Raw genomic sequence first — 26,627 nt, forward strand, 5'->3', positions numbered from 1 at the left:
TACGACATCTACCGCATCGGCGACTCCGGCGCGCAAGCCAGCTGGCAGGGCCAGTTCTCCGCCACCCCCGCACCGCGCGCCGGCCACCGGTGACCGACGCGATCACGCCGGCACTTCGTTGGCTCCCGCGCCTCCGTACCAGCACGACGAGCCAGGCTGGCGAGGCCGACGGACAGTACCGCGAGTCCGGCGGCGGGGATGGCGGATGCCGGCGGCGCTGGGGTGGTCCTCCCCGGGAAGGGCGGGAGCCTGGCAGCGCCGCGGCCGACGTCATCATGACCGTCCTGGCTCGCTGCGGGAGTTCCTGTCCGTCTGGCATCCGCGGCTCGAGAGATGGCGCCAGTCGGCGGCAGGCGCCGCAGCCGGTGCCTGCCGCTCCGAGGCGCGCTGCGCCGGCGCCGTCGATCTCGACGGCACGCCCTACGGCTGCGTCGTCCACACCGGACTCGCCGAACCGCACCTGCTCCTCGCCTCCGGCGACATGTGCCTGGCCGTAACCTGCCCGGTGGCCACCACCGACCCCGCCGCCCGCGAACTGCTGGCGACAGCCGGGCCGGCGTGGTGCTACCAGATCGACGGCGCCCGCCACTTCGACTTCAGCGACTACGACGCCTACTACCTCGCCGCTCCACTCAGATCCCAGCTCGCCCTCGGCGACCTCGACGAGGTCTTGACGATCACGGGCGCCTACGTGACCGCGTTCCTCGACCACACCGTCCACGCCCGCCCGGAACCGCTCCTCCAGGCAGGCAACACCGAATTCCCCCAGGTGAAAGCACAACGGCGACCCGCCTGACCGAAGCACCAGGCCGAACACCACCCGATCGAGGAAACCGTCTTGCCGCAAGCCGTCCGCACGATAGGGAGCCGTTAACCCTGCCCCGGCCACCATCGGCACCAAGATCACCGACATCCACCGCAAGGAGATCAAAGGTGCGTTACGGCGAAAGCCTCCGTTCGGCCATCCGCTCGGATTCGATCACCCCGCTCATCGGCGTCTTCGACATGTTCTCCGGCTCGGTCGCGGCACAGCACTACGACGGACTGTTCGTCTCCGGGTTCGGCTTCGCCGCGTCCCACTACGGACTGCCCGACATCGGGTTCATCGCGTGGCCCGACATGGTCGCCTTCGTGCAGCGGCTGCGCCTGGCGTTGCCCCGCCACCACCTGCTCGCCGACATCGACGACGGGTACGTCGACCCCGAGGTCGCCGGCCACGTCGTGCAGCAACTGGAGCAGCTCGGCGCGTCCGGCGTCATCCTCGAGGACCAGAAACGACCGCGCCGATGCGGTCACGTCGACGGCAAACAGGTCCTGCCCATTGACGAGTACCTCGAAAAGCTCGACCTCGTGCTGTCCGCCCGCCAGGATCTCGTCGTCGTCGCCCGCACCGACGCCACCGAGCACGACGAGATCCTCCGCCGCGCCGAAGCCCTGGCCCGCACCGACGCGGATGTGGTCCTCATCGACGGCGTCCGCTCCGCCGACGCCATCACGGAAATCCGGACCGTGATCGGCGACAAACCGTTGCTGTTCAACCAGATCGCAGGCGGCAAGTCGCCACGTTTGTCCCTGCCCGAGCTCTCGGCGCTCGGGGTCGACGTCGCGATCTACAGCACGCCCTGCCTGTTCGCCGCGCAGGAGGCGATGGACAACGCGCTCATCCGGCTCCGGCACGACGACGGCCGGCTCCCCGAGCTCGGCGCCGACGGGGTCGGTGTGGCGCAGTCGCTCGGCTTGCTGGAACGCAACATCAGCCGCCACCACTCGACCCCAGCCCGACTCGGCGCCTGACCCCGGGGCCGGCCGAACCCGTTCTTCCGGCCGGCCCCGCCTGATTGATCAAGCAAAGTCCCGATCGCAATCGTCAGCTTGTGTTGACACCTCGGCATCGTCAGCTTATGTTGACGAGATGAAGACACGAGCGGAGATCGCCGAGAGCGCGGCCAGTTCCGACCCCGACGTCGGATTGCGGGCGGTGGCGGCGCTGCGGGCGCTGACGGAGGAACTGGAGACGCTGCAGGTGGACCGGGCGCGCCTGTCGGGATGGTCGTGGCAGGACATCGCGGCCCGACTCGGCGTGAGCAAGCAGACGGTGCACCGCAAGCACGGCCGCAGAATCCGGGGGCCGAAATGAGGAACCGGCAGTTAGCTGAGGACGCCCGCGCCCTGGTACGGACGGCACAGGAACGCGCCCGCACGCTCGGACACCCCGAGATCGGCTCCGAGCACCTGCTCTTCGCGGTCGCGGACGCACCCACCCGAGTAGGCGAGGTGGCCCGGGACTACGGCCTGACTCCCGACGGCGTCGCCACCCAGACCGACCGGCTCCTGGCCAGGCCACGCCGGGCGTTCGACAACCTGGACGCCGAGGCGCTCGCCGCGATCGGCATCGACCTGGACGCGGTGAGGGAAGCGCTCGAGACCAACTTCGGCCCCATCCCGCCACCCTGGCCGCGGACCCGGCCTCCGCGGCTACCAGGACACCTGCCGATCACCGGTCGGGCCCGGTCCTGTCTGCGGGCCGCGGCCACCGAGGCCAGGCGCCGTGGCGTGTCCCCCGCCCGGGGCCAGTCACCTCGGTGCTGTCGTGGTCGGCACGTCTGGCGGGATGGTGCCGCCGATCCTGACCGCCCTCGGCATTTCAGCGCCGGCACTTCGGACGGCGCTTCTCGACCGCACGTGGTGACGTCGTGACCCTTCAGAACCGCCGCTGCCTGTGGCGGCTGCTCGCGACAGGCCTGGCTGCCTGGGCCGGTAGCTGGCGCATCATCCCACTTGGAAGTGACCCGCTGGCACCATCTGGACTCACGCCCGCGCTTCACTCCGCCGCCCGCGCCTCCCGGCGGTCCGGCTCCCCACGCCGGACTACCGGTGATCATGGCCCTCGCGGTCGCCGGGGCCGCCCCGCTGGTGTCCATCGTGGTCATCACGCTCCTCCTCGCACGGTCGTCCGCAAAGGACAACAAGCAAGCGGCCGGCTGACGTCGTCTCGGGTCAGTCGCGGCCGAAGCCGTGATGTGGGCCGTCGTCGGCGATGCCGTGCACCGCGAGCAGCAGCATCGCCGCGAACACGAGGACGGTGGCCGCGATCAGGAACGCCCGCCGGCGGGTGCCGGCGGCGGCACCACGACCGGTGAGCGTGATGAAGTCCGTAACCAGCTGGTGGGCGGCCAGCGTCAGCACGGGCCGCCATCCCGAGGTCGGCGCGGGCGCAGCGGAACGAGGGAGGTCGGCGAGGACGGCGTCGAGCTCGTGCCGGAACCGCGCGGCGTAGATCGTCGCGGTCCGTTCCTCGACTTCGGCCAGTGACAGCCGGCCTTCGCCGACGGCCGCGTGCAGCGCCGTGGCTGCGGTTTCGCGCTCGGCGTCGGAACAGCGGATCCCCGGGGCCGGCGGCTGTGGCCCCGTTAGTGGCTCGTCGGCGGTCATGGTTTCCTCCCGGCCTGGCAGACAGCAACTGCTGTCACCGAAATTCTACATGAATGTAGTAGCCACGGTCAGGGCTCGAGCGGCAGCAGCAGGGTGAAGAGAGCAGGCGCTGGGCGGGTCAGGCGCAGGCGTCCACCCTCGGCTTCGGCGAGGCGGCGGGCGAGGGCGAGGCCGATCCCGGTTCCACGGGCGCCGGGCGAGCGGCGGTCGAACACGTCGGTGCCGGTGACCTCGCCTTCGTCGGCGACGTCGACGGCGAGCACGTCGCCGGCGTCGCGGGCGGTCACGGTGACGATGCCGGCGCCGTGGCGCAGCGCGTTGTCCAGCAGGACGGTCATGATCTGGCGCAGCACCGGGCCGGACAGCCGGGCGCCGGCGACAACGGGTTCCACCTTCAGCACGAGGTCGCGATCGTGATCGGCCAGGGCCGGCGCCCACTCGGTTTCGATGGCGGCGAGCTCGCCGGCGAGGTCGGTGGCGTCGTCGCGGACAGGCGGAGTGTCGCGGGCGAGAGCGAGCAGGTCGGTGACGGTCCGGTCGAGCCGCCCGGTGGTCGCGACGCCGGCCTCGACCACGTCGCGCAGGTTCGCTTTCGGGTTCTCCAGCGCGGCCTCCAGCTGCAGACGCAGCCCGGCGAGCGGGGTGCGCAGCTGGTGGGACGCGTCGGCGGAGAAGGCGCGTTCACGGGCGAGCAGGTCGTCGAGCCGTTCGGCGGTGGAGTCGAGGGACTCGCCCACCGAGTCGATCTCGGGAATCCCGGCCCGGTCGGCGCGGATGCTGAAGTCGCCGTCGCCGAGGTCATGGGCGGTCGCGGACAGCTGTTCGAGCGGGCGGGCCAGCCGCCGGGCCTGGCGGCGCGCCACGAGGTAGGCGGACAGCAGGGCGACAACGGCCAGGCCGGCCATGCCGAGCCAAGTCACGCCGGTGTGCTGGTAGACCTCGGTGCGCGCGGTGGCGGCGCGCACGAGCGCGACCACCGATCCGTCGTCGCTGATCGGCACGACGACCACCAGTTCCCCGGAGGTGTCCGCGGACAGGACTTCGCCCGCCGCGGTGGCTTCGCCCGCGTCGGCGAGCGTGGGCGGGCCGGCACCGGCGAGCAGCGTGCCGGCCGGGCTGTAGACCGCCACGAAGGTGGGGTCCTCGGTGGCAGGTGTGCGGTCGGGGGTGCGGTGACGCAGGATGTCGGCCGAGACGTCGAGAGCGTAGGAGTCGGCGGCTCGTTCGAGTTCGGCGCGCTCGGCCGTGACGAAGTAGCGCGCGACCGCGACGGCCAGTGGAACGCCGAACAGCCCGATCGCGACCAACGCGGCGAGCACCGTCGTCAGGACGATGCGGCGGCGCACGGGCTCACCCTTCCGGTTCCTCGAGCCGGTAGCCGTGCCGACGCAGCGTGGCGATCTCCGGCATCGGACCCACACCGCCGGCCTCGGCCAGCTTGCGCCGCAGCGTGGCGATGTGGACGTCGAGCGTCTTGGTCGAGCCGAACCAATGGGCATCCCACACGTCGGCCATCAGCGCTTCGCGGCTCACCGCGTTGCCGGGGTCCTGGGCCAGGCGCAGCAGGAGCTCGAACTCCTTGGCGCGCAACTGGAACTCGATCCCGTCCACGGTGACCCGCCGCGCCGCCGGGTCGATCCGCAGCCGGCCGAGCGTGATCTCGACCTGGCTGCGATCGGTCGAGTGGCGTCGCAGGTGCGCGCGCAGACGAGCATGCAGTTCGCCCAGCGGCACCGGTTTCACGAGGTAGTCGTCCGCGCCCGCCTCGAGCCCCACGACCACGTCCATCTCGTCGGCACGCGCAGTGAGCATCACGATCACACAGGCCGGCAGCGCGCCGCGCAGCTCGCGGCACACCTCAGCGCCGTCCAGGTCCGGCAGGCCGAGATCGAGCAGCACCAGGTCGCACGGCTGCTTCGCGACGTCCTGCAAGGCCGTGCGGCCGTGGGTGTGCCACGTGACCTCGTGCCCGTGCTGGGTCAGGCTCGTGTGCAGAACCTCACCGATGGTGCGGTCGTCTTCGACGACAAGGACTCGGGCCATGAGCCGAGAATATCCACGTTTCCCGATTCCGGGGCGGCGCGCGATCATTTTGCCTGCCGCTAACCTGAGCGGACTGTTCGCTTGCCCGCGCGGACGGCGAAATCGGTTCGCGTTCGCCGGGGAATGCGTTTTTCCCTGTCACTAACCTCCGGCTTTCCGAGCGTGCACCGAGCCGGCAATAGCTTGGGATCATGTCCGCCGATCAGCTTTTCTTCCACCCGGTTTCACCGAGCCCGACCGCTCCCGCGCCCCCGAAGCGACGCTGGCGGCGGCGGATCGTGCTTCTGGTCATCGCGGCACTGGTCGGCTATCCAGCCGGAACGTACGCCTACGCACTGACCTACCCCGGCGACGCGAGCGTCTCGGTCCGGACCGTGGATTGGTTGCGGGACATCGGTCTCGGTCGTGTGGTCAACGCCGTGGAGAACTGGTGGTTCACCCGGCACCCACCCTCGAGCGCACCGCCGTCGGCCGGCGAGCTGCCCATGATGGGAGACCCGGCAGCCGGCGGTGCCGGCCCGCGCCCGCAGAACCTCCCGGTCGGCCCGTCCGCCGCCGCCGGAGCCGGCGAGTGGACCCCCGAGGCACGAAGTGGCAACCAGGTCGCCGAATACACCACGTTCATCCAGCCCGACCCGGCCCACGCGAGCGTGGTCGCGGGCGTCGCATGGCTGAACCAGTCCCTGGTGCGCACACAATTGTTCGCCGGCACGAAAGACCCCGGCGGGCCCGGCCCGGCCGCGATTCCTTCCCGAATGCACAGCACGCTCGTGGCCGCATTCAACTCCGGTTTCCAGCTCAAGGACTGCAACGGCGGCTTCTACCTCGATGGCACCACCGTCGCGCCGCTCCACGAGGGCATGGCGTCGGTCGTCATCGACAACACCGGGCGGGTGTCCGTGGCGCAATGGGGACGGGACGCCACGATGAACGCGAACATCGCCGCGGTGCGCCAGAACCTCGACCTCGTGATCGACCACGGCGCTCCCGTGCGGGGGCTGGATCTCAACCCGGCAGGCCACTGGGGCAGCGCGTCGAACCAGTTCCAGTACACCTGGCGATCAGGCCTCGGCACCGACCGAGCCGGCAACCTCCTCTACGTCGGCGGTACCGGCCTGACCCTGCACACCCTCGCCGACGCCATGGTCCAAGCGGGCATCCAGCAGGGCATGGAGCTCGACATCCACTCCCCCATGGTCACCTTCAACAGCTACCGGCCCGACCTGAACACGGGCGCGACGAAGCTGCTTCCCGCCATGCCCGGCAGCCTGGGCCGCTACCTGCAACCCGACCAGCGTGACTTCTTCGCCACCTCCCTGCGCCTTCCCCCGGCGACGGCGCCATGAACTACGACAACAGTGTAGATTTACGCCATGCGCAGAGGACCAGGTGAACTGGAGGCCGAGGTGCTGGCCGTGCTGTGGCAGCACGATCAGCCCGCGTCGGCAGCGGACGTCCGGCAATGGCTCGACGACGACAGCCTGGCCTACACGACCGTGGTGACGATCCTGTCCCGGTTGCACGAGAAGGGTGTGCTGGCCCGGGAGAAGCAAGGCCGGATGTTCGCGTACCACCCCGTCGATGACGCCCCCGGCCTGGCAGCCCGGCGGATGCGGGCGGTACTCGACAGCGAGGACAACCGGGAAAGCGTGCTGGCCCGGTTCGTCTCGAACCTGCCACTCGGCGACGAACAAGCGCTGCGGCAGCTCTTGCAGGGCGACCGCGAAGGCACGTGATCGATGTACCCGGGCGTGTTGGTTCCGCTGCTGGTGCCGCTGGCCTCGTGGCCGGTGGCCCGATGGCTGGCGCCGCGGCTGGCCCCGCAACACGGCGCGCGGCTGCTGACGTTCCTGGCCGTGGTCTTCGCGGCCGGAAGCACGTGCGCGCTGGCACTGGGCACGGTCGCGGGGCTGTCGCTCGTACCCGCGGTGGCCGAGTTCGGTGACTTCTCCCCCGCCTCGCTGAGCGCGATCGCCGGCTCCGACATGCCGCTGGCGATCGCCTGCGGAGTACTGCTGATCGGAGCCGTCGTGGCCCTCGGACGAACCGCGTCGGGTCACTGGCGCTGGTACCGGCGGGTACACGCCGAGCTGGACGAGTATTCGAGCGATGGCGGCGTCGTGGTCTTGCCCGGCGCGGACCCGGTGGCGTTCGCGATCGCCGGTCGTGGCGGCCGAATCGCTGTGTCCACGGGCATGCTCAGCGCGCTGTCGGCGGACGAGCGGGCCGCGTTGCTCCATCACGAACGTGCTCACCTGCGGCTGCGGCACCCGCGCTACTCCGCCGCGGGAGTCCTCGCGGGCGCACTCAACCCGTTCGTTCGTCCTCTCACGACGGCGGCGCGATTTGCCATGGAACGCTGGGCCGACGAGGCCGCGGCCACTGGTGTGGGCAATCGACGGGTGGTGGCGACCGCGGTGGCGAAGGCGGCGCTGGCGGACAGGAGACCGGCGTCCTACGCGCTCGCCGCGGGCGGCGGCCCGGTGCCCCGACGGGTGCGTGCGCTGCTTGACGATGCCCCGCCATCACTGGGTGTGCGCGGGCGCGGGCTCACAGCCGTCGCCGTGGCGGTCGTACTGGCCGGCGCTGCCTGGTCGGCCGGGGCCGGAGCCCAGGCGGCGATCACGTTGCACTCCGACATCGAAGCCGCCCAGCTGGCGTCGTGCGCGGCCCACCCCGTGCTCGCGAAGCGGCCCCACGGTCAGGCCTCGCTCACCGCAGTCCGCCAGGATCGCCGGGAGTGCGCCGAGGGCTGAGCGCCACGCGCCGACCGCGGCTTCGGTGTCGGAGTCGTGCAGCAGGATCGTGCCACCGCCGCGAAGTCCCTTGTGGACGTTCGCGGCCACTGACTCCGAGGTGGCGTTGCCGGTCCAGTCGAAGCCCCAGGCCGTCCACAGCACCGGACGCAGGTCCAGGGTGCGCGCGGTCAGCAGTGCGCCGGAGGAGAACACGCCGTACGGAGCGCGCAGCCAGCGCGGCCGTTCCCCGGTCACGGAGCCGATCAGATCCATCGTGCGGGCCAGATCATCGCGCAGAGCGGACGGGGATCGGCGCAGAAAGCAGCGGTGGTCCCAGCCGTGTACCGCGAGCTCGTGCCCGGCCGCGACGATCTCGCGGCCGAGTTCCGGGGCGCGGGCGAGTTCGCGACCGAGCACGAAGAACGTTGCCCGCGTGCCGGTCCGGGTCAGCAGCGACAGGAAATGCGGGGTGGACCGCGGGTGCGGCCCATCGTCGAAGGTGAGGGCGACGTGGCCGGGATCGCCGAGACCGGCCAGCGCGGGCGCGAGTGCCGCGCGCACCGGCGGCAGGAACAGCGCGGCCGGCCCGGCGTGCGCCGCGACCGCCGCCGCCACAGCGGCGGCACGCATCATCCCGCCACCTCGATGGGCGCGATGGCATCGAACACCGGCGGTACCGGCTGCAGAGCCGCGTGCAGGGCCGCGCCGAGCGCATCCGGCGACCGCACCCACGGCACGGTGCCGGCCTGGTCCAGCACCGCGGCGTTCGCGCGGCCGTGCCCGGGCAGGCAACGGTAGGTCAGCACGGGCAGGCCGGTGGCGAGCGCCTCCGACGTGGTGAGCCCGCCCGCGTTCTGGACTACCACATCGCAGGCGCGCATCAGGCCGGCCATGTCGTCGACCCAGCCGAACACCTGCCGGACCCCCGCCCTCTCGAGCCGGTGCCGCAGCGCGTCGTTGCGGCCGCAGACGACCACGGGCTCGACCGTGCCTTCGGCCCGCAAGTCGCCCACTGTGCGTTCGACTTCGCCGACACCCCAGGAGCCCGAGACGACGAGGGCGAGCGCGCGGTCCCCAGGAAGACCATGTGCCACGCGGAGCAGGGCCTTTTCGGCTGCCCCGGCAACCGGCCGGAACGCGGGCGCGACCAACGGTTGCCGCACCACCGTGCGAACGGCACCGAGCGCCCGTGCCTGCTCGGCCGCGAGAGCGTTGGGCGCCACGACCAGATCGGCCCACGGGCTCACGCACAGGCGGTGCACGGAGGGGTCCGTCAGGTACGCCACCAGCCCCTGCGCAAGCCGCCCTTGTGCTCGCAGCCGCCCGGCAGCGAGCGTCGCAAGCGGGTACGTCGACACAACCAACTGGGCCCCGGCCACGGCATCGGCGAGGTTCTCGACCGCGAGCCCCGCGAACCGGTGCGCCGCCGAGGCCGGGCCGGGCGAACCGAGCGCGCCGAGCAACCAGTCCCAGCTGCGCGGAGCGACCTGCAGCTGCCGATGGTAAGCACCGCACAGAATCCGGCCGAGCCGTCCGGGCAGCAGGTCCAGAAAGTCCACGACTTCCGATGAGGTGCCGCGCTCCCCCAGCAGCCGGGCCAGCTCCTTCGCCGCACCATCGTGCCCGGCCCCGATCCGAGCCGACACGATCACCACACGCTCCATGCGCACGCCTTCCAGAGTATCTACAGGCACGTAGTAAATCTACATTCATGTAGATGGAAGGGCTTTCTGGGTGCGCGCGTCCGGTTCGCCGGGTTGGCCCCCACCCCGGACTGCCACCGGGGCGAGGACCGTCGACGTCAGTGCCGGTCGAGCCCAGGGAGCACGCGGGTTCCTTCGGCACGCACGGCGGCGAGCGAGCGGGGGTCGAGGTTCAGCAGCCGCAGTATGGTCGGCGCGATCTGCGTCGTCTCGATGGCACCGCCGATCACCTGGCCACGGCCGGTGCCGCTGACGACCAGGGGGACGGACCGGTCGTCGGCGGCAGCGCCGCCGTGTTCGGCGATCTTCGATTGCCCGCCGGTGTAGACGACGCCGGGCACCGTCAGACCGACGAGGTCGGGCACCCGGTCGTCGCCGGGGCGCACGCCGAAGTAGCGAGCGGCGTCGGCTCCCGCGTGGACGGTCGCCAGTCCGGAGTGGACAAACGGTTTCACCGCGCCGGTGGCCCCGTTGCCCGTGCCGGACTGGGCCAGGAGGTAGTTCTTCGCGAACGTCGTGGCCGCGGCCGATCGGTTGGTGAGCCACAGCAGCATCGCGTCGTCGTCGGTCGACTGGGCCACGAGGTCGGCCGCCCCCGGGTGCGCGGCGCGCCAGGCGGCGTTGAGCCCGTCGAGCAGGGCATCGTCGTCGATGCGGGTCAGCGCGTTCGGGTCGATCGGCGACTGGCCGTGCTTGGCGGACAGGACGATGGTGGTGCTCCGGTCAATGCCGCGCCGCTTGAGCTCGGCGGCGAACGCGCCGAGCTGCCGGTCGACGAAGTCGAGCGCCGAGCGCACGACGGGCCCAGGGGCGCCACCGGAGAGATAGCCGCCCGCTTGGCCGCCGGAGACCGGGAGCTTCTGCGCGGTGGACACCGACTGGAAGTTGAGGCCGAACACCGCGGGAGTGCCGACCTTCGTGGTGCGGCTGTGGTCGTAGCCGTCGATCTCGTTGAGCACCGCGCGGGCCTTGTAGGCGTCGTAGCGCTGGGTCGCGGCGTTGTCGGTGGTCCAGTCCGATCCGGACGGTGCGCCGGGCACCTGGCTGTTGATCTCGGGCGTGAACAGGTCCTGGATGCCGGTGCCGGACGGGCCGTTGAGCAGTTCGTAGGCGGGGTGCTTGTCCGACCACGCGGTGCGCACCCCCGCCTGGCGGGCCACCTCGAACACCGTGTTGACCCGCAGGTACTGGTGCGGGTACACGGGTTGGCACGTCTGCGGGTCGACCGGCAGTTTCGCCGGGTCGATGAGCGTGCGCGGGTCCCCGGTCATCGCCAGCACGCCGTCAGGCAGGCCGCCCACGCCCTGCCCGGCGTCAAGGGCGTTCTTGTCGCGGTCGAGGTCTTCGGTGTAGTCGACCACCGCGCCCGGCTTCGCCCCGGCGCACTGGGTGGTGCCGGCCGGCAGCAGGGCGTGGTTGTAGGTGGCGTCGTAGTACACGCCGGTGGTCGCGCGGTTGCCGCCGGTGAGCTGGCCGACCATGCCGGGAAACGAGTCCGAGGGAACCGGGGTGCTCGCGTGCGTGTACTGCGTGCCGTGCGCGAGCAGGTTCGCCAGCTCCGAATGCGGATGGGTCGCGGTGTACCAGACGAGGTCCGACTGGTGCATGCCGTCGACCGAGACGAGCAGGACGTGCTGCTGACCCGACTGCCCCGGCTGCGCCACCGCCGCGGGCGCGGCGGTGGCGAACAATCCCGCGGCTGCGAGAAGGGCGAACAACGGTGTGCGGTTTCTCGACACGAATCTTCCTCCTGGTGTTGCGCGGCCGAAGTCGGCGGCGCACGGGGTATTCCAGGCTTCCGAAACGGATTCCTGGAAACCTGAGGAAGAACATCGAGTGAACTGAGCTTCCTGACACACCAATAGGAATGACGCTGCACAGTACAGCGCCGAAGGTTAGCGCGAGGTTTACGGACTGCCATTCAATGGCAAGAAGAATACCGGCAAAACAAGCAACCGGGACACCGCCGGAACATTCATTCCGATCGCACCGCCGGCGTTGGGGAATGCGAGAATTTCCCCATGACGGCAGCGGAACTGAGCGACGGTGCGCGCCACACCCGCGAGCGCGGAGCCTCGAAGGTCCCGGCGGTCACGGCCCTCTTCTGGATCATCAAGGTACTCACGACCGGTGTCGGGGAGACGACGAGCGACTTCCTCGCGCACCTGATCAACCCGGTGATCGCGGTGGCGCTGGCCGGCCTGGCGTTGGCCGTGTCCCTCGTCGCGCAGTTTCGCGCGCGTTCCTATCGTCCGGCGCTGTACTGGACGACCGTGCTGCTGGTCAGCGTGTTCGGGACCATGGCGGCCGACGTCGCCCACGTGGGCCTGGGCGTGCAATACGCGGTGTCGACGGCGGTCTTCGCGGTCGCGCTAGGCGCGGTTTTCCTGCTGTGGCACCGGTTCGAGAAGACGCTGTCGATCCACGAGATCCGCACGCCGCGCCGCGAGTTCTTCTACTGGCTCGCCGTCGGCACGACCTTCGCGCTGGGCACCGCCGTGGGCGATCTGACCGCGACGACATTGCACCTTGGGTATCTCGGCTCCGGGATCGGGTTCGCCGTGGTCATCGCCCTCCCTGCGATCGCGACCCGGTTCCCCGGCGTGAGCCGTGTCGGCACGTTCTGGGCGGCGTACATCCTCACGCGGCCGCTGGGTGCCTCCTTTGCGGACTGGTTCGGTGTCGGGCCTGACCGAGGCGGGGTGGGCCTGGGAACCGGACCCGTCAGTCTCGTGCTGCTGCTCGTGATCGCCGCGCTCGTCGGTTGTCTCGCCGCGACCGGCTCCGGATCCGTCCCGCGGAACCGGTAGGTCCGGGATGCGCGTGGCCTTGGTGACCGAGACGTGGCTGCCCTCCGTCGACGGCATCGTGACAAGGCTGGTGGCCACGGTGCGCGAGCTGCACGCGGCCGGTCATGACGTGCTGGTGATCGCGCCGGAGGGTCCCGGCTCGACACTGACCGGTGCGACGGTGCGCACCGTGCCGACGGTCGGCGCGACGTTCCTCTACGGGGGCAAGCGGTGGGGCCTGCCGCTTCCCCGCGTCGGCCGCTACCTGCGTGAGTTCGACCCCGACGTGGTCCACCTGGTGAACCCCGTGCTGCTCGGCGCGGCCGGGCTGCTCGCCGCGCGCCGGCAGCACCGGCGGATCGTGGCTTCGTACCACACCGATATCGCCCGCTACGCCCGTCACTACCAGCTCGGCGCCGCCGTACCGCTGATCTGGTCCCTGCTGCGCGCCCTGCACGGCCGTGCGCACCTCAACCTCGCTACCTCCACCGCGTCCGTCGACGACCTCGCCGGCCATGGCATCACCGATGTGCGCCTCTGGCCCCGCGGCGTCGACCTCCGGCGGTTCCACCCCGCCCCCGGCCCTCGGCGTGCGGGTCGGCCCGTCGCGCTCTACGTGGGCCGTCTGGCCGCCGAAAAGGGCCTGGAGCGTCTCGCCCCGCTCGCCACGCCGGCCGGCGGCTTCCGGCTCGTGCTCGTCGGCGACGGCCCGGCCCGGGCTCAGCTCGAGCGCACCCTGCCGCCGGACACCGTGTTCACCGGCATGCTCCACGGCGACGCACTCGCCGAGGCTTACCGTTCCGCCGACTTGTTCGTCTTTCCCTCCACCACCGACACCCTCGGCCTCGTCCTCGTGGAAGCCCTCGCCAGCGGGCTGCCCGTCCTCGCCGCCGATAGCCCGGCCGCCCGCACCACGCTCTTCGGCACCACCGCCGCGCGGTTCTTCCCCGTCGAGCGGCCCGTCGATCTGCCCGCCTGCGCCCGTGCGCTCCTCAACGACGACCATCGCGCCGAGGCCCGCCGCCACGCCGCCGAGTCCGGCTGGGACACCGCGACCCACGGATTGCTCGCGCTCTACCGAGGGGTGCTGACGACTCAGGAGAGCAGTCCACTGCCGTACCAGTCGTGGTCGTCCCGCGCGCCGGGCAGGGTGAAGAAGTAGCCGCCGCCGAAGGGGGCGCAGGTAGTCGGCCAGGGGTTCACCGGCGAGGCCGCCTTGCACCGCTTCGAACTGCGTGACGAGGTTCTGCTGGGTGTTGCCCGCCCACGAAGTAGTTCGGCACGCCCTCGGCCCATATAGACGGCGGCCCCCTCAGTGATTCGGCAAATCTCAGCCAACCAGGGTCCGGGTAAGACGCGGGCAAAAAAGTTCTTGCGTCCCATTAGCCGTGTCCACCGTGAAAATATAAGACAGCAATCGGTTAACCCTGCTCGAACCGTTCCCTGGGCTGCCTCGGCCTACCGTCGGCTTGTGGGCGCGCTCAGCGTCCTCACAGGACACTGCGACGAAGGTGGCCGCGATTCGTCCACCGTGTGAAGGAGTTCCCGTGGAGAGCCCGAGTCCACCAGCCACTCTCACCGCGCGAGCCCGGGTGTCCCCGGGTCCGGGGCGGCTGCCGGCGCGTACCCGGCTTGCGGTCGCCGCCGCCCGGTCTACCGCGGCGGTCTCCCGTCTTCTGCGGTTGGGGTCGGGCGGCATCATCGGCGGGCGCGTCGCGCTGCGGCTGGACCCTGACGCATTGCGGAACCTTGCCCGCGACCGCACGGTGGTGCTGGTGACCGGCACCAACGGCAAGACCACCACCGCGCTGATGCTCAGCCGCATTCTCGAGACGCTCGGCGAGGTGGCCCGAAACGGCAACGGGGCGAACATGCCCGACGGGGTCACCGCCGCCCTGGTGGCGAAACCTCACGCGCCTATCGCGGTGCTCGAAATCGACGAGAACTACGCCCCGGCCGTCGCCGCGCAAGTACGCCCGGCGTGCCTGATCCTGCTCAACCTCAGCCGGGACCAGCTCGACCGGGTCGGCGAGGTGCGCACGCTCGAGCGGGAACTGCGGGCGCTCGTCGCCGCCCTGCCGGGCACGACGGTGATCGCTAACTGCGACGACCCGCTCGTCACCTCGGCCACGCTCGCCTCCACGCGGCCGCTCTGGGTCGGAGCGGGACAGGACTGGCACGCCGACGCGGTGACCTGCGCTCGCTGTGGCCAAGCCGTCCTCCACACCCCGAGCGGATGGTGCTGCACGTGCGGCCTGACCCGGCCTGATCCACTGTGGACTCTGCACGGCAACACCTTGGAAAACGCGCGGGGCACGAGCGTCACGCTCGACCTCCGGTTGCCTGGCCGGGCGAACGCCGCCAACGCCGCCGTCGCGGTCGCCACTGCCGAGCACTTCGGCGTGTCGCCGAACGTCGCCGCGGTTCGGCTGCGCACGATCGACGACGTCGCCGGCCGCTACCGCCGCGCCGACGTGAGCGGACACGCCGTGCGGCTCCTGCTGGCGAAAAACCCCGCGGGCTGGCGCGAAACACTGCCGCTGATCGATCCGTGGGCTTCCGTGGTGATCGCGGTCAACAGCGGCCAGGCCGACGGACGCGACACGTCGTGGCTGTGGGACGTGCCCTTCGAGCAGCTGCGCGGGCGCCACGTCGTCGCCGCCGGCGAGCGGGCGACCGACGTCGCGGTGCGCCTGACCTACGCCGACGTGCAGCACACCCTGTGCCGACGGCCACTCACCGCGGTCAGCGCCCTGCCACCTGGTCCCGTCGAGCTCGTCGCGAACTACACGGCGTTCCGCGACGCGCACCGGAAGCTCGGCGATGGCTGACTCCACGCTGGGCATCGGCCTGGTGCTGCCCGACATCCTGGGCACCTACAGCGATGGCGGCAACGGCCAGGTCCTCCAGCGCCGGCTGCAGTGGCGCGGCACCGCCGCCACCGTCGTGGACATCCGGCACGGCGACGCCGTCCCGTCCTCCCTCGATCTGTACCTGCTGGGTGGCGGCGAAGACGACGCGCAAGCCCTCGCCGTCCACCACCTCCGCACCCATCCCGGATTGCAGCACGCGGCGGCCCGTGGCGCGGTCGTGTTCGGGGTGTGCGCGGGCTTCCAAGTACTGGGCACGAAGTTCACCACCTCCGACGGTGTGACCCACTCCGGGCTCGGCCTGCTCGACGCAGTCACCGCTCCAGGTAGCAAGCGCGCGGTCGGCGAGGTCGTCGTCGACGTCGCCGATCGGCTCGGCACCGAACCCCTTACCGGTTTCGAGAACCACCTCGGCCGCACGCAGATCGGCAACGGCAGCAGCGCGCTCGGCCCTGTCCAGACCGGCATCGGCAACGGGGACGGCACAGAGGGCGCGCTCACCGGCCGTGTCCTGGCCACCTACCTGCACGGCCCGGTCCTCGCCCGAAACCCCGCACTGGCCGACCTGCTACTGGCGTGGGCTCTCGGCGTGACGCGCTCCGCGCTGCCCCTGCCCGAGATCGACGCCTTGCGGCAGGAACGTCTTCGTGCGGCCAAACGCCGGCCACATAGGTAAACGGATGGTAAGACATTTTGCCGGAGGTTGACCCGCCTCGTGTCACACTGCCGCCACTACCTGGTTTCCCGCTGCCACAACGGAGACGAGCCCATGCCCGAACTCCAGCTGCCGCGCGCGGCGCGCCTGTCCGAGCTGACCGGCCGGCTCGCCGCGCAACTCCGACCGTCGATGCCGGCCGACGACGCTCCACCGCCTGGCCCGTTGACGCTGGCCGCGTGGCACGCGGTGAATACAGTGCAGCGGGTTGCCGAGCTGTTGCCTGACGGGGATCTTCGCGATGCTCCGCTCATGCGCGAGCGGAGCCTCAACGACCTGCTCGCCCACGGCGAAAGCATCGTCGCCGCCGCACGCGAAGCGCTCGCCGCAGAGGGCTTCGCACGGTCCGACTCCGCTTAGGCCGACAACACGCCCGACGCCAACGCGGCCAGCAGCGCGACCCCCACGACAACGCGGTAGATCACGAACGCCGTGAAGGTGTGCGCCGCGACGAACTTGAGCAGCCACGCGATCGCCGCGTACGCCACGACGAACGACACGACCGTCCCGACCACGAGCGGCAGCACGTCGACGCCGCCGCCGAGCGCGTCCTTCAGCTCGTAGAGCCCGGCTCCGGTCAACGCCGGGATCGACAGGAAAAACGACAACCGCGTGGCGGTGACCCGGTCCAGGCCGCGGAGCAGGCCGGTCGAGATCGTGGCGCCGGAGCGCGAAAACCCAGGGAAGAGCAGTGCGAGGATCTGCGACGAGCCGACCAGCATCGCGTCGGCGAAGGTGGACTCGGCCTCACCGCGTTTGCCGGTCCCGAACCGATCCGCGGCCCCCATGATCCCGCTGCCGACGATGAGCGAGATCGCGACGACCCACAACGACGCGAGCGGCCCCTTCACCAGCGACTGGAACAGCAGGCCCGCGACGACGATCGGCATTGTCGCGAGGATGACCCACCACGCGAACTTGTAGTCGTGCTCCTGGCGCGCCCGCGGGTTGACCAGCCCGCGGCCCCACGCCGCGGCGAACCGCACGATGTCGCGGAAGAAGTACACCAGCACCGCGGCGATGGCACCGACCTGGATCACCGCGGTGAATCCGACCACGGACTGGTCGTCGACCGGGATGCCGAGCAGCCCCTCGGCGATCTTTAGGTGCCCGGTCGACGACACGGGCAGGAATTCGGTCAGGCCTTCCACGATCCCGAGGATCACGGACTGGCCAAGGTCGATCGCGCTCAACGCGTTTTTCCTTTACTGACAGTGCTGAAGGTACTGAGGGGCGGGAACATCAGGAGCCGGCTCCGCGGCGCTGCTTGCGGCTCCGGAGCACTTCGAGCGCCAGCGGGATCAGCGAGACGATAACCACGAGCGCGATGATCGGCAGCAGGTACTGGTCGATCCCGGGAACACTGGCACCGAGAAGGTACCCGGCGACCGTGACGCCGACCGACCACAATAGCCCGCCGAGGACCTGCCACAAGGTGAACGTGCGCGTGGGGACGTCAAGGATGCCCGCGAGCGGGTTCAGCACGGTGCGCACGACCGGGATGAACCGGGCCAGCACGATCGCTTTCGCGTGGCCATAGCGGGTGAAGAGCTCTTCGGCTCTGGTCATCCCGCGGTGCAGGTGCGCGTTGCTCGTGCGCGCCAGCAGCGCCCGTCCCCCGCGGCGACCCAGCACGAACCCGGTCTGCGCCCCGAGCAGCGCACCGGCGACCGCGGCCACCAGCACCAGCGGCAGGGACAGGTGGACGGTGGCCGTGGCATTGGTGGTGCAGAACAGCCCGGCAGTGAACAGCAGTGAGTCACCGGGCAGGAAGAACCCGATCAGCAGGCCGGTTTCGGCGAACAGGACGAGAAACACCCCCGCCGTGCCGAGGCTCGAGAGCCACGACGTCGCGCTCAACGGATTCATGCAGCAGACCGCCTTCCGCGGTAGTCCAGATATTCGACAGGAATGTAGTATTTCTACACCATTGTCGTTTTACGGAGTGATCAGGCGTCCCTCCCGACGCCGGTGAGCCGCCGCCACTCGCGGTCCCAGCCCCGGGCGCGGAGACGGTCGAGCCACCATCGCGCAGTCGCGTACCCGAGCGCGACCGCCACGACCACGCAGAACTCGAGCGCGACGCCGTACATGAGCGCGCCGAACAGCAGGTCGGCGGTGGTCCGCGGCGCCGCCTGCTGCACTCCCCGGCGGTCAACCCAGATCTTCACCACATGCGGTCCAGCGGGGCTCAGCTCGACCGTGAGATCGCCTCCGCGGGCCGCCCCGTCGGGCGCGGTCCACGTTGCGCGGACGCGGCGCGTGCCGAGCAAGCCCTCGCTGCCGGCCGTCTGCAGGGCAGCCGAGCCCGGGAACACCTTCGCCGTGACCTGGTAGCGCACCCCGGCCCGCGCATCCGTCGCCCGATCCTCGGCGAAGACCGACGAAGCGAGCCCGAAGCAGACCGGCACCGACCCGAAGAGCGCCGCGCTCAACACCAGGATCAGCACCGCCTCGATCCGGTCCCAGATCCGCACCGAAGGCCGCCGCCGCACGGCCGGGCGCACCAGACGAAGAAAACGTGCCACCGGGGAGAGTGCCGAACGGGCCGAATCAGGAACAGCCATGGTTCGAGACTGCCCGGGCCCGAAGCCCGCGGCAGCCGAATTGGCCGCGATTTTGCTGTGCCCTGGCCGAATTCGATGATCCACGGGAGCGGCGTCTCGACTGGTCCGTTCACGCAGCTCATCGACGGTCGCGGTCCAGCTCGATCAGTCAGGCTGTGCGTCGATCCAGGTCTCGGCAGCCTGGTCGAGGCGCTCACTCTCGATCTTCTCCAGCGCATCGCGCGCCGCCTGGTCGAGCCGTGCTGGCTCGACGAGGCCGAAGAGCCGACCATCGTCTACGAGTGAGGTCCCGAGGGAACGTCCGGGCAGCGCGAGCAACGCACGCCACGGCGCCCGCGCCATCGTCGCCCGGCCGCCACGGTGTCAACAGCTTCCTGCCCGGCAACAGCGTGCCCGTCGCGGACCTCGGCCTCGTTGAGGTGCTCCAAGGCGTCTCGAAGAGTTTTCAGCCAGGGGTCCTCGGTCGGCACGGGTTCGCCCCGTTCCGTCGCCAACCGCGCAACCCAGGATTCGAGCTGGCGAGCCGACCAGACAAGCAGATGAGTTTCGGCCCACAGCTGCCGGAATGCCTTCGATCGTTCGTCCCCCGCGGAACTCCAACCGTCGGCGCGGTCGAAGCGGTCCCATGCCTGATTCAGATCAGCCCAAGCGCTGTTGTCGCGCTCGGCCTGCCGCAGGACGGCCTCGGCCCACGTCTCGACGAGCCCGGCAGCTTCGAATTCAGCCTCGTTGGTCACATCGGTCAGGCGGTGGTCACGAGCTTTGCGCAACAGACGGTTGGCGCAGCTCGGTCTCCGCCGGTTGCGCCACTCCGCATGCGTGGCGGTACACGGAGACGAAGCTCTCGAGGGTGTCGGCGAGGTCGTGCCGTGCCACCAGGGCACGGCTGGCCGCGCCCATCGACGCGCGGACGCCTGGGGCGACGGCCAGCTCGTCGAGGCGGATGGCGAGGGCGTCGATGTCGCCGGGTGGGTAGAGGTGGCCGTTGACGCCGGGGCGCACGAGGTGCGGCAGCGCCATCGCATCGGCCGCGACGATGGGCAGGCCGGCGGCCATGGCTTCCATGGTGGCGATGCTCTGCAGTTCCGCAGTGCCCGGCATGCAGAAGATCTGGCAGCACGCGTAGATGCGGACCAGGTCGGCGTCGGGGACGAAGCCGTGGAAGCACACGCGGTCGGCCACACCGAGTTGCGCGGCGAGGTTCGTGAGCGCGGGGCGGCAAGAGCCGTCGCCGACGATCTCGGCGCGAAGCCGCGGCACGCGGGCGACGGCGCGGATGAGCTCGTCGACGTTCTTCTCCGCGTCGAGGCGGCCGACGAACAGGACCGCGACGTCACCCGTCGCCGGCGTGGCCCGCTCGAGGTAGTGGGCGAGATCGATCCCGCACGAGATGACGCTGACGGGGCGTTCGAGTCCGTTGCGCGCCAGCAGATCGGCGGCCCGCGGCGTCGGCGTCGTGACGGTCCCGACCGTGCGATACACGCGAACCAGGTCGCGCCAGCCGACGCGGATCAGCACGCGCCGGACCGACTGCGGCAGCCGGAGGTAGCCGAGAAGGTTCTCGGGCATGAAGTGGTTGGTCGCGACGGTCGGTATGCCTCGGCGGTGCGCGGCGGCCAGCAGGGCGCGCCCGACGGAGAAGTGGGATTGGACGTGGACGACGTCGGGCCGGACCCGATCCATCACCTGCTCCGCGGCTCGGCGAGCACCCCCGGGAGTGCTGACCCGGAACGTCGGGTGGAAGGGCGTCCCGAAGGCGCGCGCGTCGTGCACGGTGAGTCGGCCGTGGTCCGAGTCGTCGCTGCGGGGCTGGGGCCGCAGCACGTGTACCTCGTGGCCGAGGCCGGCCAAGCCGTGGGCGAGGCGGGCGGTGAAGTGGGCCGCTCCGTTGATGTCGGGCGGGAACGTGTCGGCGCCGAGCAGGATCCGGAAACCTGAGGCGGAGCGCGAGTCGGGCATCTGAGATTCCTTGTCGTCTTCGGAAGGACCGTGTTCGGAGAGGTCATGTTCGGAGAGGTCATGTTCGGAGGGACCGCTGAGGGAACCGGCCAGCACGAGCACGCCGAGCACGGCGGCCAGCGCCAGGACCAGGCGTGCGGCGACGAGTGCCGGGACGAGGTGAGGTGCTTCGCCGTAGAGCAGCTGGTCGGCGCCGACGGCGGTGAGGGGGTCGAGCACCGTCGTGGCGGCGACCACGACGGCGGTGGGCCCGGCGGCGTGGGCTTGCTGGAGCAGCCAGCCGCCACCGGCGATCAGCGCACCGCCCGCGAGCGCGAATCCCGCCGCGGTCAGCGGGTGGGGCAGGCTGAGCGCGGCCGCCCGCATCACCGCGGCGCTGAGTCCGAACAGCACGGCCGCGGCGGCTGCGCGCCCGAGGCAGCGCGCGCGGCCCCTGCAGGCGAGCCCCGCCGCGGCCACGGCCGGGCCGGCCAGCACGGCGAGCACAACGGCGCTCGTGGTGATGTGCGCGTGCGGGGCCGGCGCGGACGCCGAGGTGAGCACGAACCCGGCGACGGCGACGCACACGACCGCGGCGGCGACGCGGATCCGGCGTGAGGTCACCGCGCCGTGCCCGGCGAGCACGGTCAGCACGAGGCTGAGTACGCCGAGCGGCTGCACGATGGCCAGGGGCGCGAGCGACAGCGCGGTCAGGTGTAGCGCGGTGCCGGTGACTCCGAGGAGGACCCCGGCCTGCCACGTCCGCGACCGGGCCAGCCACGCGAGCTTGACCCGGCCCGTGCCGCTGCTCCGAGTCTGGACGGCGTTGTGCTGCAAGGCAACAGATCCGGCGAAGAAGCAGGCACCGAGCAGGGCGAAGGCGACGGCGAGGAGGGTCATCGAGCCGCCGTCCGCACCACGAGCGCGATGGTCACCAGGGTGCCGAGCTCCCCGGCGAGCGCGCCTCGTTCGAGCAGTCCCTGGGGCAGCTCAGAGACGAACTGTGCGATCCCGAACGCCGCCGCGGTGGCGAAGGCGAGCCGGCCGCACGAGCGGACCCGCTGCGCGTGGCGTGACCATCGGGGGTCAGCGCGCAGGAGCCGCACCAGCGCCCGGCAGGCCAGCGGAAGGCACGCGAACAGCACGGCGCCGCCGAAGCGATGGATTTCGCCGTGCACCGTGACGACGGTGGTGCTGGGGTTTTCTTGGAAAAGCAGGACGAGGAACAGCCCGGCCACCCACAGTCCGAAGAGGACGGACACGGCGCGGTCGCGGGGCAGCCCCGCCAGATGGGCCGCCACGACGAGGGCGATCCCGCCGGCGAGCACGAGCAGCACCGCGATCGTGAATAGGGCCCGGCCCCAGCGGTGCAGCGCGTAGTCGCTCACCGGGTCACGGAACGGGTCGACGCGGTCCGCGAACCCGATGGTCAGCCCGCCCACCAGGGCCAACGCCGCCGTCCACAGCCCGATCGCGGTCCACGCGATCGGGCTGATCCGAGCGGGCCGAGGCGAAGTGGTCGTCACTCGGCCCACGATCGTGAGCTTGAATGAGGAAACGATGAAGATCGAGCCCGGTTTGGTTAAGAACCGCGGACGGGTGCTGCGCATGGCAGGGTCAGCTCGAAGCGAGCCCCGCCGCGGTCGCCGTTGGACGCGGTGACCCGTCCGTGGTGCTGCAGGACGACCTGCTGCACGATGGCCAGCCCGAGCCCGGAGCCGGGCAGTGCCCGGGCGGACGCGGCCCGGTAGAAGCGTTCGAACACGTGCGGCAGATCGGTGTCGGGGATGCCCGGGCCCTCGTCGGTCACCACCAGGTGCGCCTCGCCCGGCTCGGCGGTGAGGGTGACGGTCACGGTGCCGCCGGCAGGGCTCCACTTGGCGGCGTTGCCCAGGATGTTCAGCACCGCGCGCTCGAGCGCGGCCGGCCCGCCCCGGACCACGGCGGCTTCGGCCGACAGGGCGAACCGGATCCCGGTCGCTCGCGGCCGCGCCCGGTCCACCGCGGTACGCACGACGTCGGCGAGCTCGACGTCTTCCACGTCTTCGGGTGAACGGTCTCCCGTCGCCAGTTCGACCAGCTCGCCGACCAGGTCGGTGAGCTCGGCGGACTGAGTATCAAGGTCGGCCAGCAGGCGAGCGTGGTCGTCCGACGGCAGCCCGGACCGGGTCTGCGCGTGGATGAGCAGCTCGATGTTGTTGCGCAGGCTGGCCAGCGGCGTGCGCAGCTCGTGGCCGGCGTCCTCGACCAGGCGGCGCTGATCGTCGCGCGAAGTGGCCAGCGCGGCGAGCATCTCGTTGAACGACTCGGCCAGCTTCGCCAGCTCACCCCGGCCCTTCACGGTGATCTCGGCCGCCAGCGCCTGGGTCCGCGCGACCTCGCCGGCCGCCGCGGTCAACGTGTCGACCGGACGCAACGCCGTTTTCGCCACCGCGCGGCCGATGAGCGCGGCGACCAGGACACCGGCGAGACCGACCAGCAGTTCCCACAGCCCGAGGTCGGCCAGAGTGTGCTCGACCCCCTCCGAATCGCGGGCGACCTGCACCGCACCGCCGGCCGGACGCGCGGCGATCCAGACGCGGTAGCGGTCCGACCCGATCCTGTCGACCTCGGAGCCGACCGAGATCACCCCGGCCGCGACCTGCCGCGCCTGCGCACCGACCGGAAAGGCGCTCACCTCCCCGGCGGCCCCGGTCGGCGCGCCCGCTGCGTCGAGGAACTGGACGGTGAGGCCGACGCCGTGACCCGGGTCCGCGCTGCGCCCGTCACGGTCGGCCGCGCGCAAGGTAGCCAGCGCGTCGGCCGGCGACGCGGATTTCGCGGCCACCTGGGCGTAGGCCTGCAACTGCGCGTCGAACTGCCGGTACAGGCTCGCCTGCGTCACCAGCCACGAGGTGAGCGAGACGGCGACCACGGCCACCGCGACCGCCGCCACCACGAGCACGGTCAGCCGGGCCCGCAACGTCAGGTCCGGGAACCGCCGTTTCACAACGGGTCCTCACGCAACACGTAGCCGACGCCGCGCACCGTGTGCAGCAGCCGCGGCTCTCCCCCGGCCTCGAGCTTGCGGCGCAGCGAACCGACGTAGACGTCGAGGCCGTTGGACGCCGCACCGAAGTCGTACCCCCACACCTGTTCGAACATCACCGCGCGGGTCAGCACGTGGCGCGGGTTGCGCAGGAACGTCTCCAGCAACGAGAACTCGGTGCGCGTGAGGCGAAGCGGCCGCGATCCACGGGTGACCTCCCGGGTCGAGGAGTCCAGCACCAGATCGGCGAACGCCAGCGGGGGCGGGAGCTCCGTCGCGGCGGCGGCGTAGTCCGTGCGGCGCAGCAGGGCCCGGACCCGGGCGAGCAACTCCTGCAACGCGAACGGCTTGACCAGGTAGTCGTCGGCACCGGCATCGAGGCCGGCCACACGGTCGTCCACGCCAGTGCGGGCCGTGAGCATGAGGATCGGGACGTGGTTTCCTTCGGCCCGCAGCAGCCGGCAGCTGTCGATGCCGCCCAGGACCGGCATGGTCACGTCGAGGATCACCCCGTCCGGCCGCTGCGACCTGACCAGCTCCAGCCCGCGCGCCCCGTCCGACGCGACCGACACCGTGTAGCCCTCGAACCGCAGGGTCCGCGACAGCGAGTCCCGCAGCGCGGCTTCGTCATCGACGATCACGACGTGCACTCGCGCCTCCGGGTCTCTTCCACCGCAAACTACCGGCGCGTGGCTGAGCAGACCGTCAGCGTACGGTTAGCGACCGGTTAAATCCGCTTGCGAAGTCATTGACCTCGCTCGAACCTCCCGTTAGTCGTGGGGAACCTACAGTCGAGCCGTGCACGGAACCGCGGAACCGGAGACCGGCGGCCGGGTGCTCGCCCCGGCCGCCGTCGCCGAGGTCGCGACACTGGTTTTTCTGCTGCTGACGGTCTCGGCGACCGGGATCCTGCTCTGGACGAAGGGATTCGACCTGGGCTTGCACGCGTGGGTGACCGGCCACCGCTCCGTCGCGGTGGTCTCGTTCGCTGCGACCCTGACGAGCACGGCGTCCTCGGCGTTCGCCGTGCCGGCGGTGTTCCTCGCCGCGATCGCGCTGACGCAAGGCTCGCTCGGTCCGCGACTGGCGCGCGCCGCTATGGTCACCGGGGTCGTCGGGTTGGGCGTGTTGTGCCGGTTCGGGCTCTCCGCGCTGATCGCGCGGCCGCGACCGCCCGAGACCGACTGGGCCGCCGCCGCGTCGGGCCAGTCGTTCCCTTCGGGTCACACCTCGGACGCGATCCTGGCCGCGGGCGTGCTCGCCCGGCTCGCGGCGCAACGGCTGCGCGACCGGCCGGTCCTGCGCGCGACGCTGTGGATCATCGCGGGCACCTACGTGGTGGCGATCGCGCGGACCCGGGTGTACCTCGGCGTCCACTGGCCCACCGACGTGATCGGCAGCATCGCCTTCTTCGGAACCGCGTGGGTCCCCTACGGCTGACCGATCTGATCGGGCTCGACACGACCAAGGCTGTCGCGGACTCCATGTACGCGGAGTTCAAGGAGCCGCTCTACGCCGCCCCTCCGCTGCTGCTGCGCATGGTCGACGCCGGGCTGTACGGCAAGAAATCCGGTCGCGGGTTCTACGACTACAGGAAGGATGCCTGATGTACCAGCTCGCCGTGGAGCACGAGGAGCTGCGCACCGCCGTGCGTGCGATGGTGGAGAAGGAGATCGGGCCGTACGCGGCGGAGGTCGACGAGCACGAGCGGTTCCCGGCCGAAGCGGTCGAGGCACTGAACAAGTCGAGTTTCAACGCGGTACATGTCGGCGAGGCCTACCGCGGCCAGGGCGCCGACGCCATCAGCACCTGCATCGTGATCGAAGAGGTCGCGCGCGTCGACGCGTCCGCGGCCCTGATCCCCGCGGTGAACAAGCTCGGGACCCAGCCGATCATCCTGTCCGCCTCGGAAGATCTCAAACAGCAAGTGCTGCCCGACATCGCCGCCGGTGCGCTGGCCTCCTACGGCCTGTCCGAACGCGAAGCCGGCTCCGACACCGCGTCCATGCGCACCCGCGCTCGACTCGACGGCGACCGCTGGATCCTCGACGGCACCAAAGCCTGGATCACCAACGCCGGCGAGTCCACCTGGTACACCGTCATGGCCGTGACCGACCCCGACGCCGCGAAGAAGTCCAACGGCATCTCCGCGTTCGCCGTCCACAAAGACGACCCGGGCTTCTCCATCGGCTCGAAGGAACGCAAACTCGGCATCAAGGGCTCCCCCACCCGCGAGATTCACTTCGAGAACTGCGCCATCCCCGCCGACCGCATCATCGGCGAACCCGGCACCGGGTTGAAGACCGCGCTCGCGACACTGGACCACACCCGCCCCACCATCGGCGCTCAGGCGCTCGGCATCGCGCAGGGCGCTCTCGACGCGGCCGTGGCGTACGTTAGGGAACGTCGCCAGTTCGGGAAGACGATCGCGGAGTTCCAGGGCGTGCAGTTCATGCTCGCCGACATGGGTATGAAAATCGAAGCCGCCCGCCATCTCATCTACGCCTCCGCCGCGGCTTCCGAACGCGGTGACAAATGCGCGGGCTTCATGGCGTCCGCCGCGAAGACCTACGCGTCCGACATCGCTATGGAGGTCACCACCGACGCCGTCCAGCTCTTCGGCGGCGCCGGCTACACCCGCGACTTCCCGGTCGAACGCATGATGCGCGACGCCAAGATCACCCAGATCTACGAAGGCACCAACCAGATCCAGCGAATCGTGATGGCTCGGGCCCTGCTCAAGGGCTGACTCCGCACGCGCGGCCGCGGACGTCCACTGAGGACAGCACGTCCGCGGCGCGCGC

General features: G+C 70.8%; 28 protein-coding genes and 2 pseudogenes. 16 read left to right on the forward strand and 14 right to left on the reverse strand.

Features of this window, described 5'->3' with window-relative positions; genetic code table 11:
• The first annotated feature begins 205 nt into the window (after positions 1-205).
• From AB0M56_RS23750 to AB0M56_RS23765, 4 genes are all read left to right on the forward strand, one after another.
• Positions 206-796 (forward strand): hypothetical protein, encoded by a 591-nt coding sequence (locus AB0M56_RS23750; protein ID WP_364179627.1) that lies wholly within the window; start codon positions 206-208, stop codon positions 794-796.
• A gap of 137 nt (positions 797-933) precedes the next feature.
• On the forward strand, positions 934-1,794 hold the full coding sequence (locus tag AB0M56_RS23755) for an isocitrate lyase/PEP mutase family protein (protein WP_364179629.1): 861 nt from the start codon (positions 934-936) through the stop codon (positions 1,792-1,794).
• A 118-nt stretch (positions 1,795-1,912) separates the two neighbouring features.
• Entirely contained in the window at positions 1,913-2,137 is a 225-nt protein-coding gene (locus tag AB0M56_RS23760) for a helix-turn-helix domain-containing protein (RefSeq protein WP_364179631.1), read from the forward strand.
• Positions 2,134-2,697, forward strand: coding sequence for a Clp protease N-terminal domain-containing protein (locus AB0M56_RS23765; RefSeq protein WP_364179632.1), 564 nt, complete (start codon positions 2,134-2,136; stop codon positions 2,695-2,697). The genes AB0M56_RS23760 and AB0M56_RS23765 overlap by 4 nt, the downstream gene beginning before the upstream one ends.
• Before the next feature lie 300 nt (positions 2,698-2,997).
• Here the strand turns inward: AB0M56_RS23765 and AB0M56_RS23770 are convergent, their stop codons facing one another.
• The 3 genes from AB0M56_RS23770 to AB0M56_RS23780 all read right to left on the reverse strand — a co-directional run bounded on the left by AB0M56_RS23770 (position 2,998) and on the right by AB0M56_RS23780 (position 5,475).
• Positions 2,998-3,432, reverse strand: a complete 435-nt coding sequence (locus tag AB0M56_RS23770) for a DUF1707 domain-containing protein (RefSeq protein ID WP_364179634.1) — start codon at positions 3,430-3,432, stop codon at positions 2,998-3,000.
• 68 nt (positions 3,433-3,500) lie between these two features.
• Positions 3,501-4,778, reverse strand: coding sequence for a HAMP domain-containing sensor histidine kinase (locus AB0M56_RS23775; protein ID WP_364179636.1), 1,278 nt, complete (start codon positions 4,776-4,778; stop codon positions 3,501-3,503).
• Positions 4,779-4,782: 4 nt separating this feature from the next.
• Positions 4,783-5,475 carry a response regulator transcription factor gene (locus tag AB0M56_RS23780; protein ID WP_364179638.1) on the reverse strand — a complete coding sequence of 231 codons (693 nt, stop codon included), beginning with the start codon at positions 5,473-5,475 and terminating at the stop codon, positions 4,783-4,785.
• Positions 5,476-5,666: 191 nt separating this feature from the next.
• Here AB0M56_RS23780 and AB0M56_RS23785 point away from each other — a divergent pair, with 191 nt between their 5' ends.
• The 3 genes from AB0M56_RS23785 to AB0M56_RS23795 are packed head-to-tail and all read left to right on the forward strand — an operon-like array spanning position 5,667 to position 8,231.
• Complete coding sequence (locus AB0M56_RS23785) at positions 5,667-6,821, forward strand: hypothetical protein (RefSeq protein ID WP_364179640.1); 1,155 nt, start codon at positions 5,667-5,669, stop codon at positions 6,819-6,821.
• Positions 6,822-6,848: 27 nt separating this feature from the next.
• Positions 6,849-7,211: a BlaI/MecI/CopY family transcriptional regulator gene (locus tag AB0M56_RS23790; RefSeq protein WP_364179642.1), complete on the forward strand. Its 363-nt coding sequence runs from the start codon at positions 6,849-6,851 to the stop codon at positions 7,209-7,211.
• 3 nt (positions 7,212-7,214) lie between these two features.
• Entirely contained in the window at positions 7,215-8,231 is a 1,017-nt protein-coding gene (locus AB0M56_RS23795; RefSeq protein WP_364179644.1) for a M56 family metallopeptidase, read from the forward strand.
• Positions 8,232-8,387: 156 nt separating this feature from the next.
• Here the strand turns inward: AB0M56_RS23795 and AB0M56_RS23800 are convergent.
• From AB0M56_RS23800 to AB0M56_RS23810, 3 genes and pseudogenes are all read right to left on the reverse strand, one after another.
• Positions 8,388-8,846, reverse strand: a pseudogene (locus AB0M56_RS23800) (polysaccharide deacetylase family protein); the annotation flags it as partial.
• Complete coding sequence (locus AB0M56_RS23805) at positions 8,843-9,877, reverse strand: glycosyltransferase (RefSeq protein ID WP_364180015.1); 1,035 nt, start codon at positions 9,875-9,877, stop codon at positions 8,843-8,845. The pseudogene AB0M56_RS23800 and the gene AB0M56_RS23805, both read right to left, overlap by 4 nt.
• A gap of 137 nt (positions 9,878-10,014) precedes the next feature.
• Positions 10,015-11,655, reverse strand: coding sequence for an alkaline phosphatase family protein (locus AB0M56_RS23810; protein ID WP_364179646.1), 1,641 nt, complete (start codon positions 11,653-11,655; stop codon positions 10,015-10,017).
• Between the two features lie 282 nt (positions 11,656-11,937).
• Here AB0M56_RS23810 and AB0M56_RS23815 point away from each other — a divergent pair, with 282 nt between their 5' ends.
• From AB0M56_RS23815 to AB0M56_RS23835, 5 genes are all read left to right on the forward strand, one after another.
• Positions 11,938-12,726, forward strand: coding sequence for a hypothetical protein (locus tag AB0M56_RS23815; protein ID WP_364179648.1), 789 nt, complete (start codon positions 11,938-11,940; stop codon positions 12,724-12,726).
• 7 nt (positions 12,727-12,733) lie between these two features.
• Complete coding sequence (locus AB0M56_RS23820) at positions 12,734-13,867, forward strand: glycosyltransferase family 1 protein (RefSeq protein WP_364179650.1); 1,134 nt, start codon at positions 12,734-12,736, stop codon at positions 13,865-13,867.
• Between the two features lie 577 nt (positions 13,868-14,444).
• A complete protein-coding gene (locus tag AB0M56_RS23825) occupies positions 14,445-15,536 on the forward strand; it encodes a MurT ligase domain-containing protein (protein ID WP_364179652.1) in 1,092 nt (363 codons plus the stop codon).
• Entirely contained in the window at positions 15,529-16,251 is a 723-nt protein-coding gene (locus AB0M56_RS23830) for a glutamine amidotransferase (protein WP_364179654.1), read from the forward strand. Before AB0M56_RS23825 ends, AB0M56_RS23830 begins: the two co-directional genes overlap by 8 nt.
• 93 nt (positions 16,252-16,344) lie before the next feature.
• A complete protein-coding gene (locus tag AB0M56_RS23835; protein ID WP_364179656.1) occupies positions 16,345-16,650 on the forward strand; it encodes a hypothetical protein in 306 nt (101 codons plus the stop codon).
• Here AB0M56_RS23835 and AB0M56_RS23840 read toward each other — a convergent pair.
• The 3 genes from AB0M56_RS23840 to AB0M56_RS23850 all read right to left on the reverse strand — a co-directional run bounded on the left by AB0M56_RS23840 (position 16,647) and on the right by AB0M56_RS23850 (position 18,857).
• Positions 16,647-17,483, reverse strand: a complete 837-nt coding sequence (locus AB0M56_RS23840; protein ID WP_364179658.1) for an undecaprenyl-diphosphate phosphatase — start codon at positions 17,481-17,483, stop codon at positions 16,647-16,649. The two genes, AB0M56_RS23835 and AB0M56_RS23840, sit on opposite strands and share 4 nt — an antisense overlap.
• Positions 17,484-17,532: 49 nt before the next feature.
• Positions 17,533-18,159, reverse strand: coding sequence for a DedA family protein (locus AB0M56_RS23845; RefSeq protein WP_364179660.1), 627 nt, complete (start codon positions 18,157-18,159; stop codon positions 17,533-17,535).
• A gap of 80 nt (positions 18,160-18,239) precedes the next feature.
• Entirely contained in the window at positions 18,240-18,857 is a 618-nt protein-coding gene (locus tag AB0M56_RS23850) for a hypothetical protein (RefSeq protein WP_364179661.1), read from the reverse strand.
• A 75-nt stretch (positions 18,858-18,932) separates the two neighbouring features.
• Between AB0M56_RS23850 and AB0M56_RS23855 the strand changes: the two genes are divergently transcribed.
• Complete coding sequence (locus AB0M56_RS23855) at positions 18,933-19,142, forward strand: hypothetical protein (protein WP_364179663.1); 210 nt, start codon at positions 18,933-18,935, stop codon at positions 19,140-19,142.
• Here AB0M56_RS23855 and AB0M56_RS23860 read toward each other — a convergent pair.
• From AB0M56_RS23860 to AB0M56_RS23880, 5 genes are read right to left on the reverse strand one after another with little or no spacing between them, the layout of a single operon-like run.
• Positions 19,133-19,594, reverse strand: coding sequence for a hypothetical protein (locus tag AB0M56_RS23860; protein WP_364179665.1), 462 nt, complete (start codon positions 19,592-19,594; stop codon positions 19,133-19,135). The two genes, AB0M56_RS23855 and AB0M56_RS23860, sit on opposite strands and share 10 nt — an antisense overlap.
• 16 nt (positions 19,595-19,610) lie before the next feature.
• Positions 19,611-21,695, reverse strand: a complete 2,085-nt coding sequence (locus AB0M56_RS23865) for a glycosyltransferase (RefSeq protein WP_364179667.1) — start codon at positions 21,693-21,695, stop codon at positions 19,611-19,613.
• Entirely contained in the window at positions 21,692-22,321 is a 630-nt protein-coding gene (locus AB0M56_RS23870) for a DUF998 domain-containing protein (protein ID WP_364179669.1), read from the reverse strand. The genes AB0M56_RS23865 and AB0M56_RS23870 overlap by 4 nt, the downstream gene beginning before the upstream one ends.
• Before the next feature lie 56 nt (positions 22,322-22,377).
• Positions 22,378-23,784, reverse strand: coding sequence for an ATP-binding protein (locus tag AB0M56_RS23875; RefSeq protein ID WP_364179671.1), 1,407 nt, complete (start codon positions 23,782-23,784; stop codon positions 22,378-22,380).
• Positions 23,781-24,473, reverse strand: a complete 693-nt coding sequence (locus tag AB0M56_RS23880) for a response regulator transcription factor (RefSeq protein WP_364179673.1) — start codon at positions 24,471-24,473, stop codon at positions 23,781-23,783. Before AB0M56_RS23880 ends, AB0M56_RS23875 begins: the two co-directional genes overlap by 4 nt.
• Positions 24,474-24,921: 448 nt before the next feature.
• Between AB0M56_RS23880 and AB0M56_RS23885 the strand changes: the two genes are divergently transcribed.
• The 3 genes and pseudogenes from AB0M56_RS23885 (at position 24,922) to AB0M56_RS23895 (ending at position 26,572) form a co-directional block, all read left to right on the forward strand.
• The gene (locus AB0M56_RS23885; protein ID WP_364180017.1) at positions 24,922-25,263 is read left to right on the forward strand and encodes a phosphatase PAP2 family protein; all 342 of its coding nucleotides are present in this window, start codon (positions 24,922-24,924) and stop codon (positions 25,261-25,263) included.
• Positions 25,245-25,430 (forward strand): annotated as a pseudogene (locus tag AB0M56_RS23890) (3-hydroxyacyl-CoA dehydrogenase family protein); the annotation flags it as partial. The gene AB0M56_RS23885 and the pseudogene AB0M56_RS23890, both read left to right, overlap by 19 nt.
• Positions 25,430-26,572 (forward strand): acyl-CoA dehydrogenase family protein, encoded by a 1,143-nt coding sequence (locus AB0M56_RS23895; RefSeq protein ID WP_364179675.1) that lies wholly within the window; start codon positions 25,430-25,432, stop codon positions 26,570-26,572. The pseudogene AB0M56_RS23890 and the gene AB0M56_RS23895, both read left to right, overlap by 1 nt.
• Positions 26,573-26,627 lie beyond the last annotated feature (55 nt).

The sequence above is a fragment of the Amycolatopsis sp. NPDC051372 genome (assembly GCF_040682095.1).
GTDB lineage: Bacteria > Actinomycetota > Actinomycetes > Mycobacteriales > Pseudonocardiaceae > Amycolatopsis.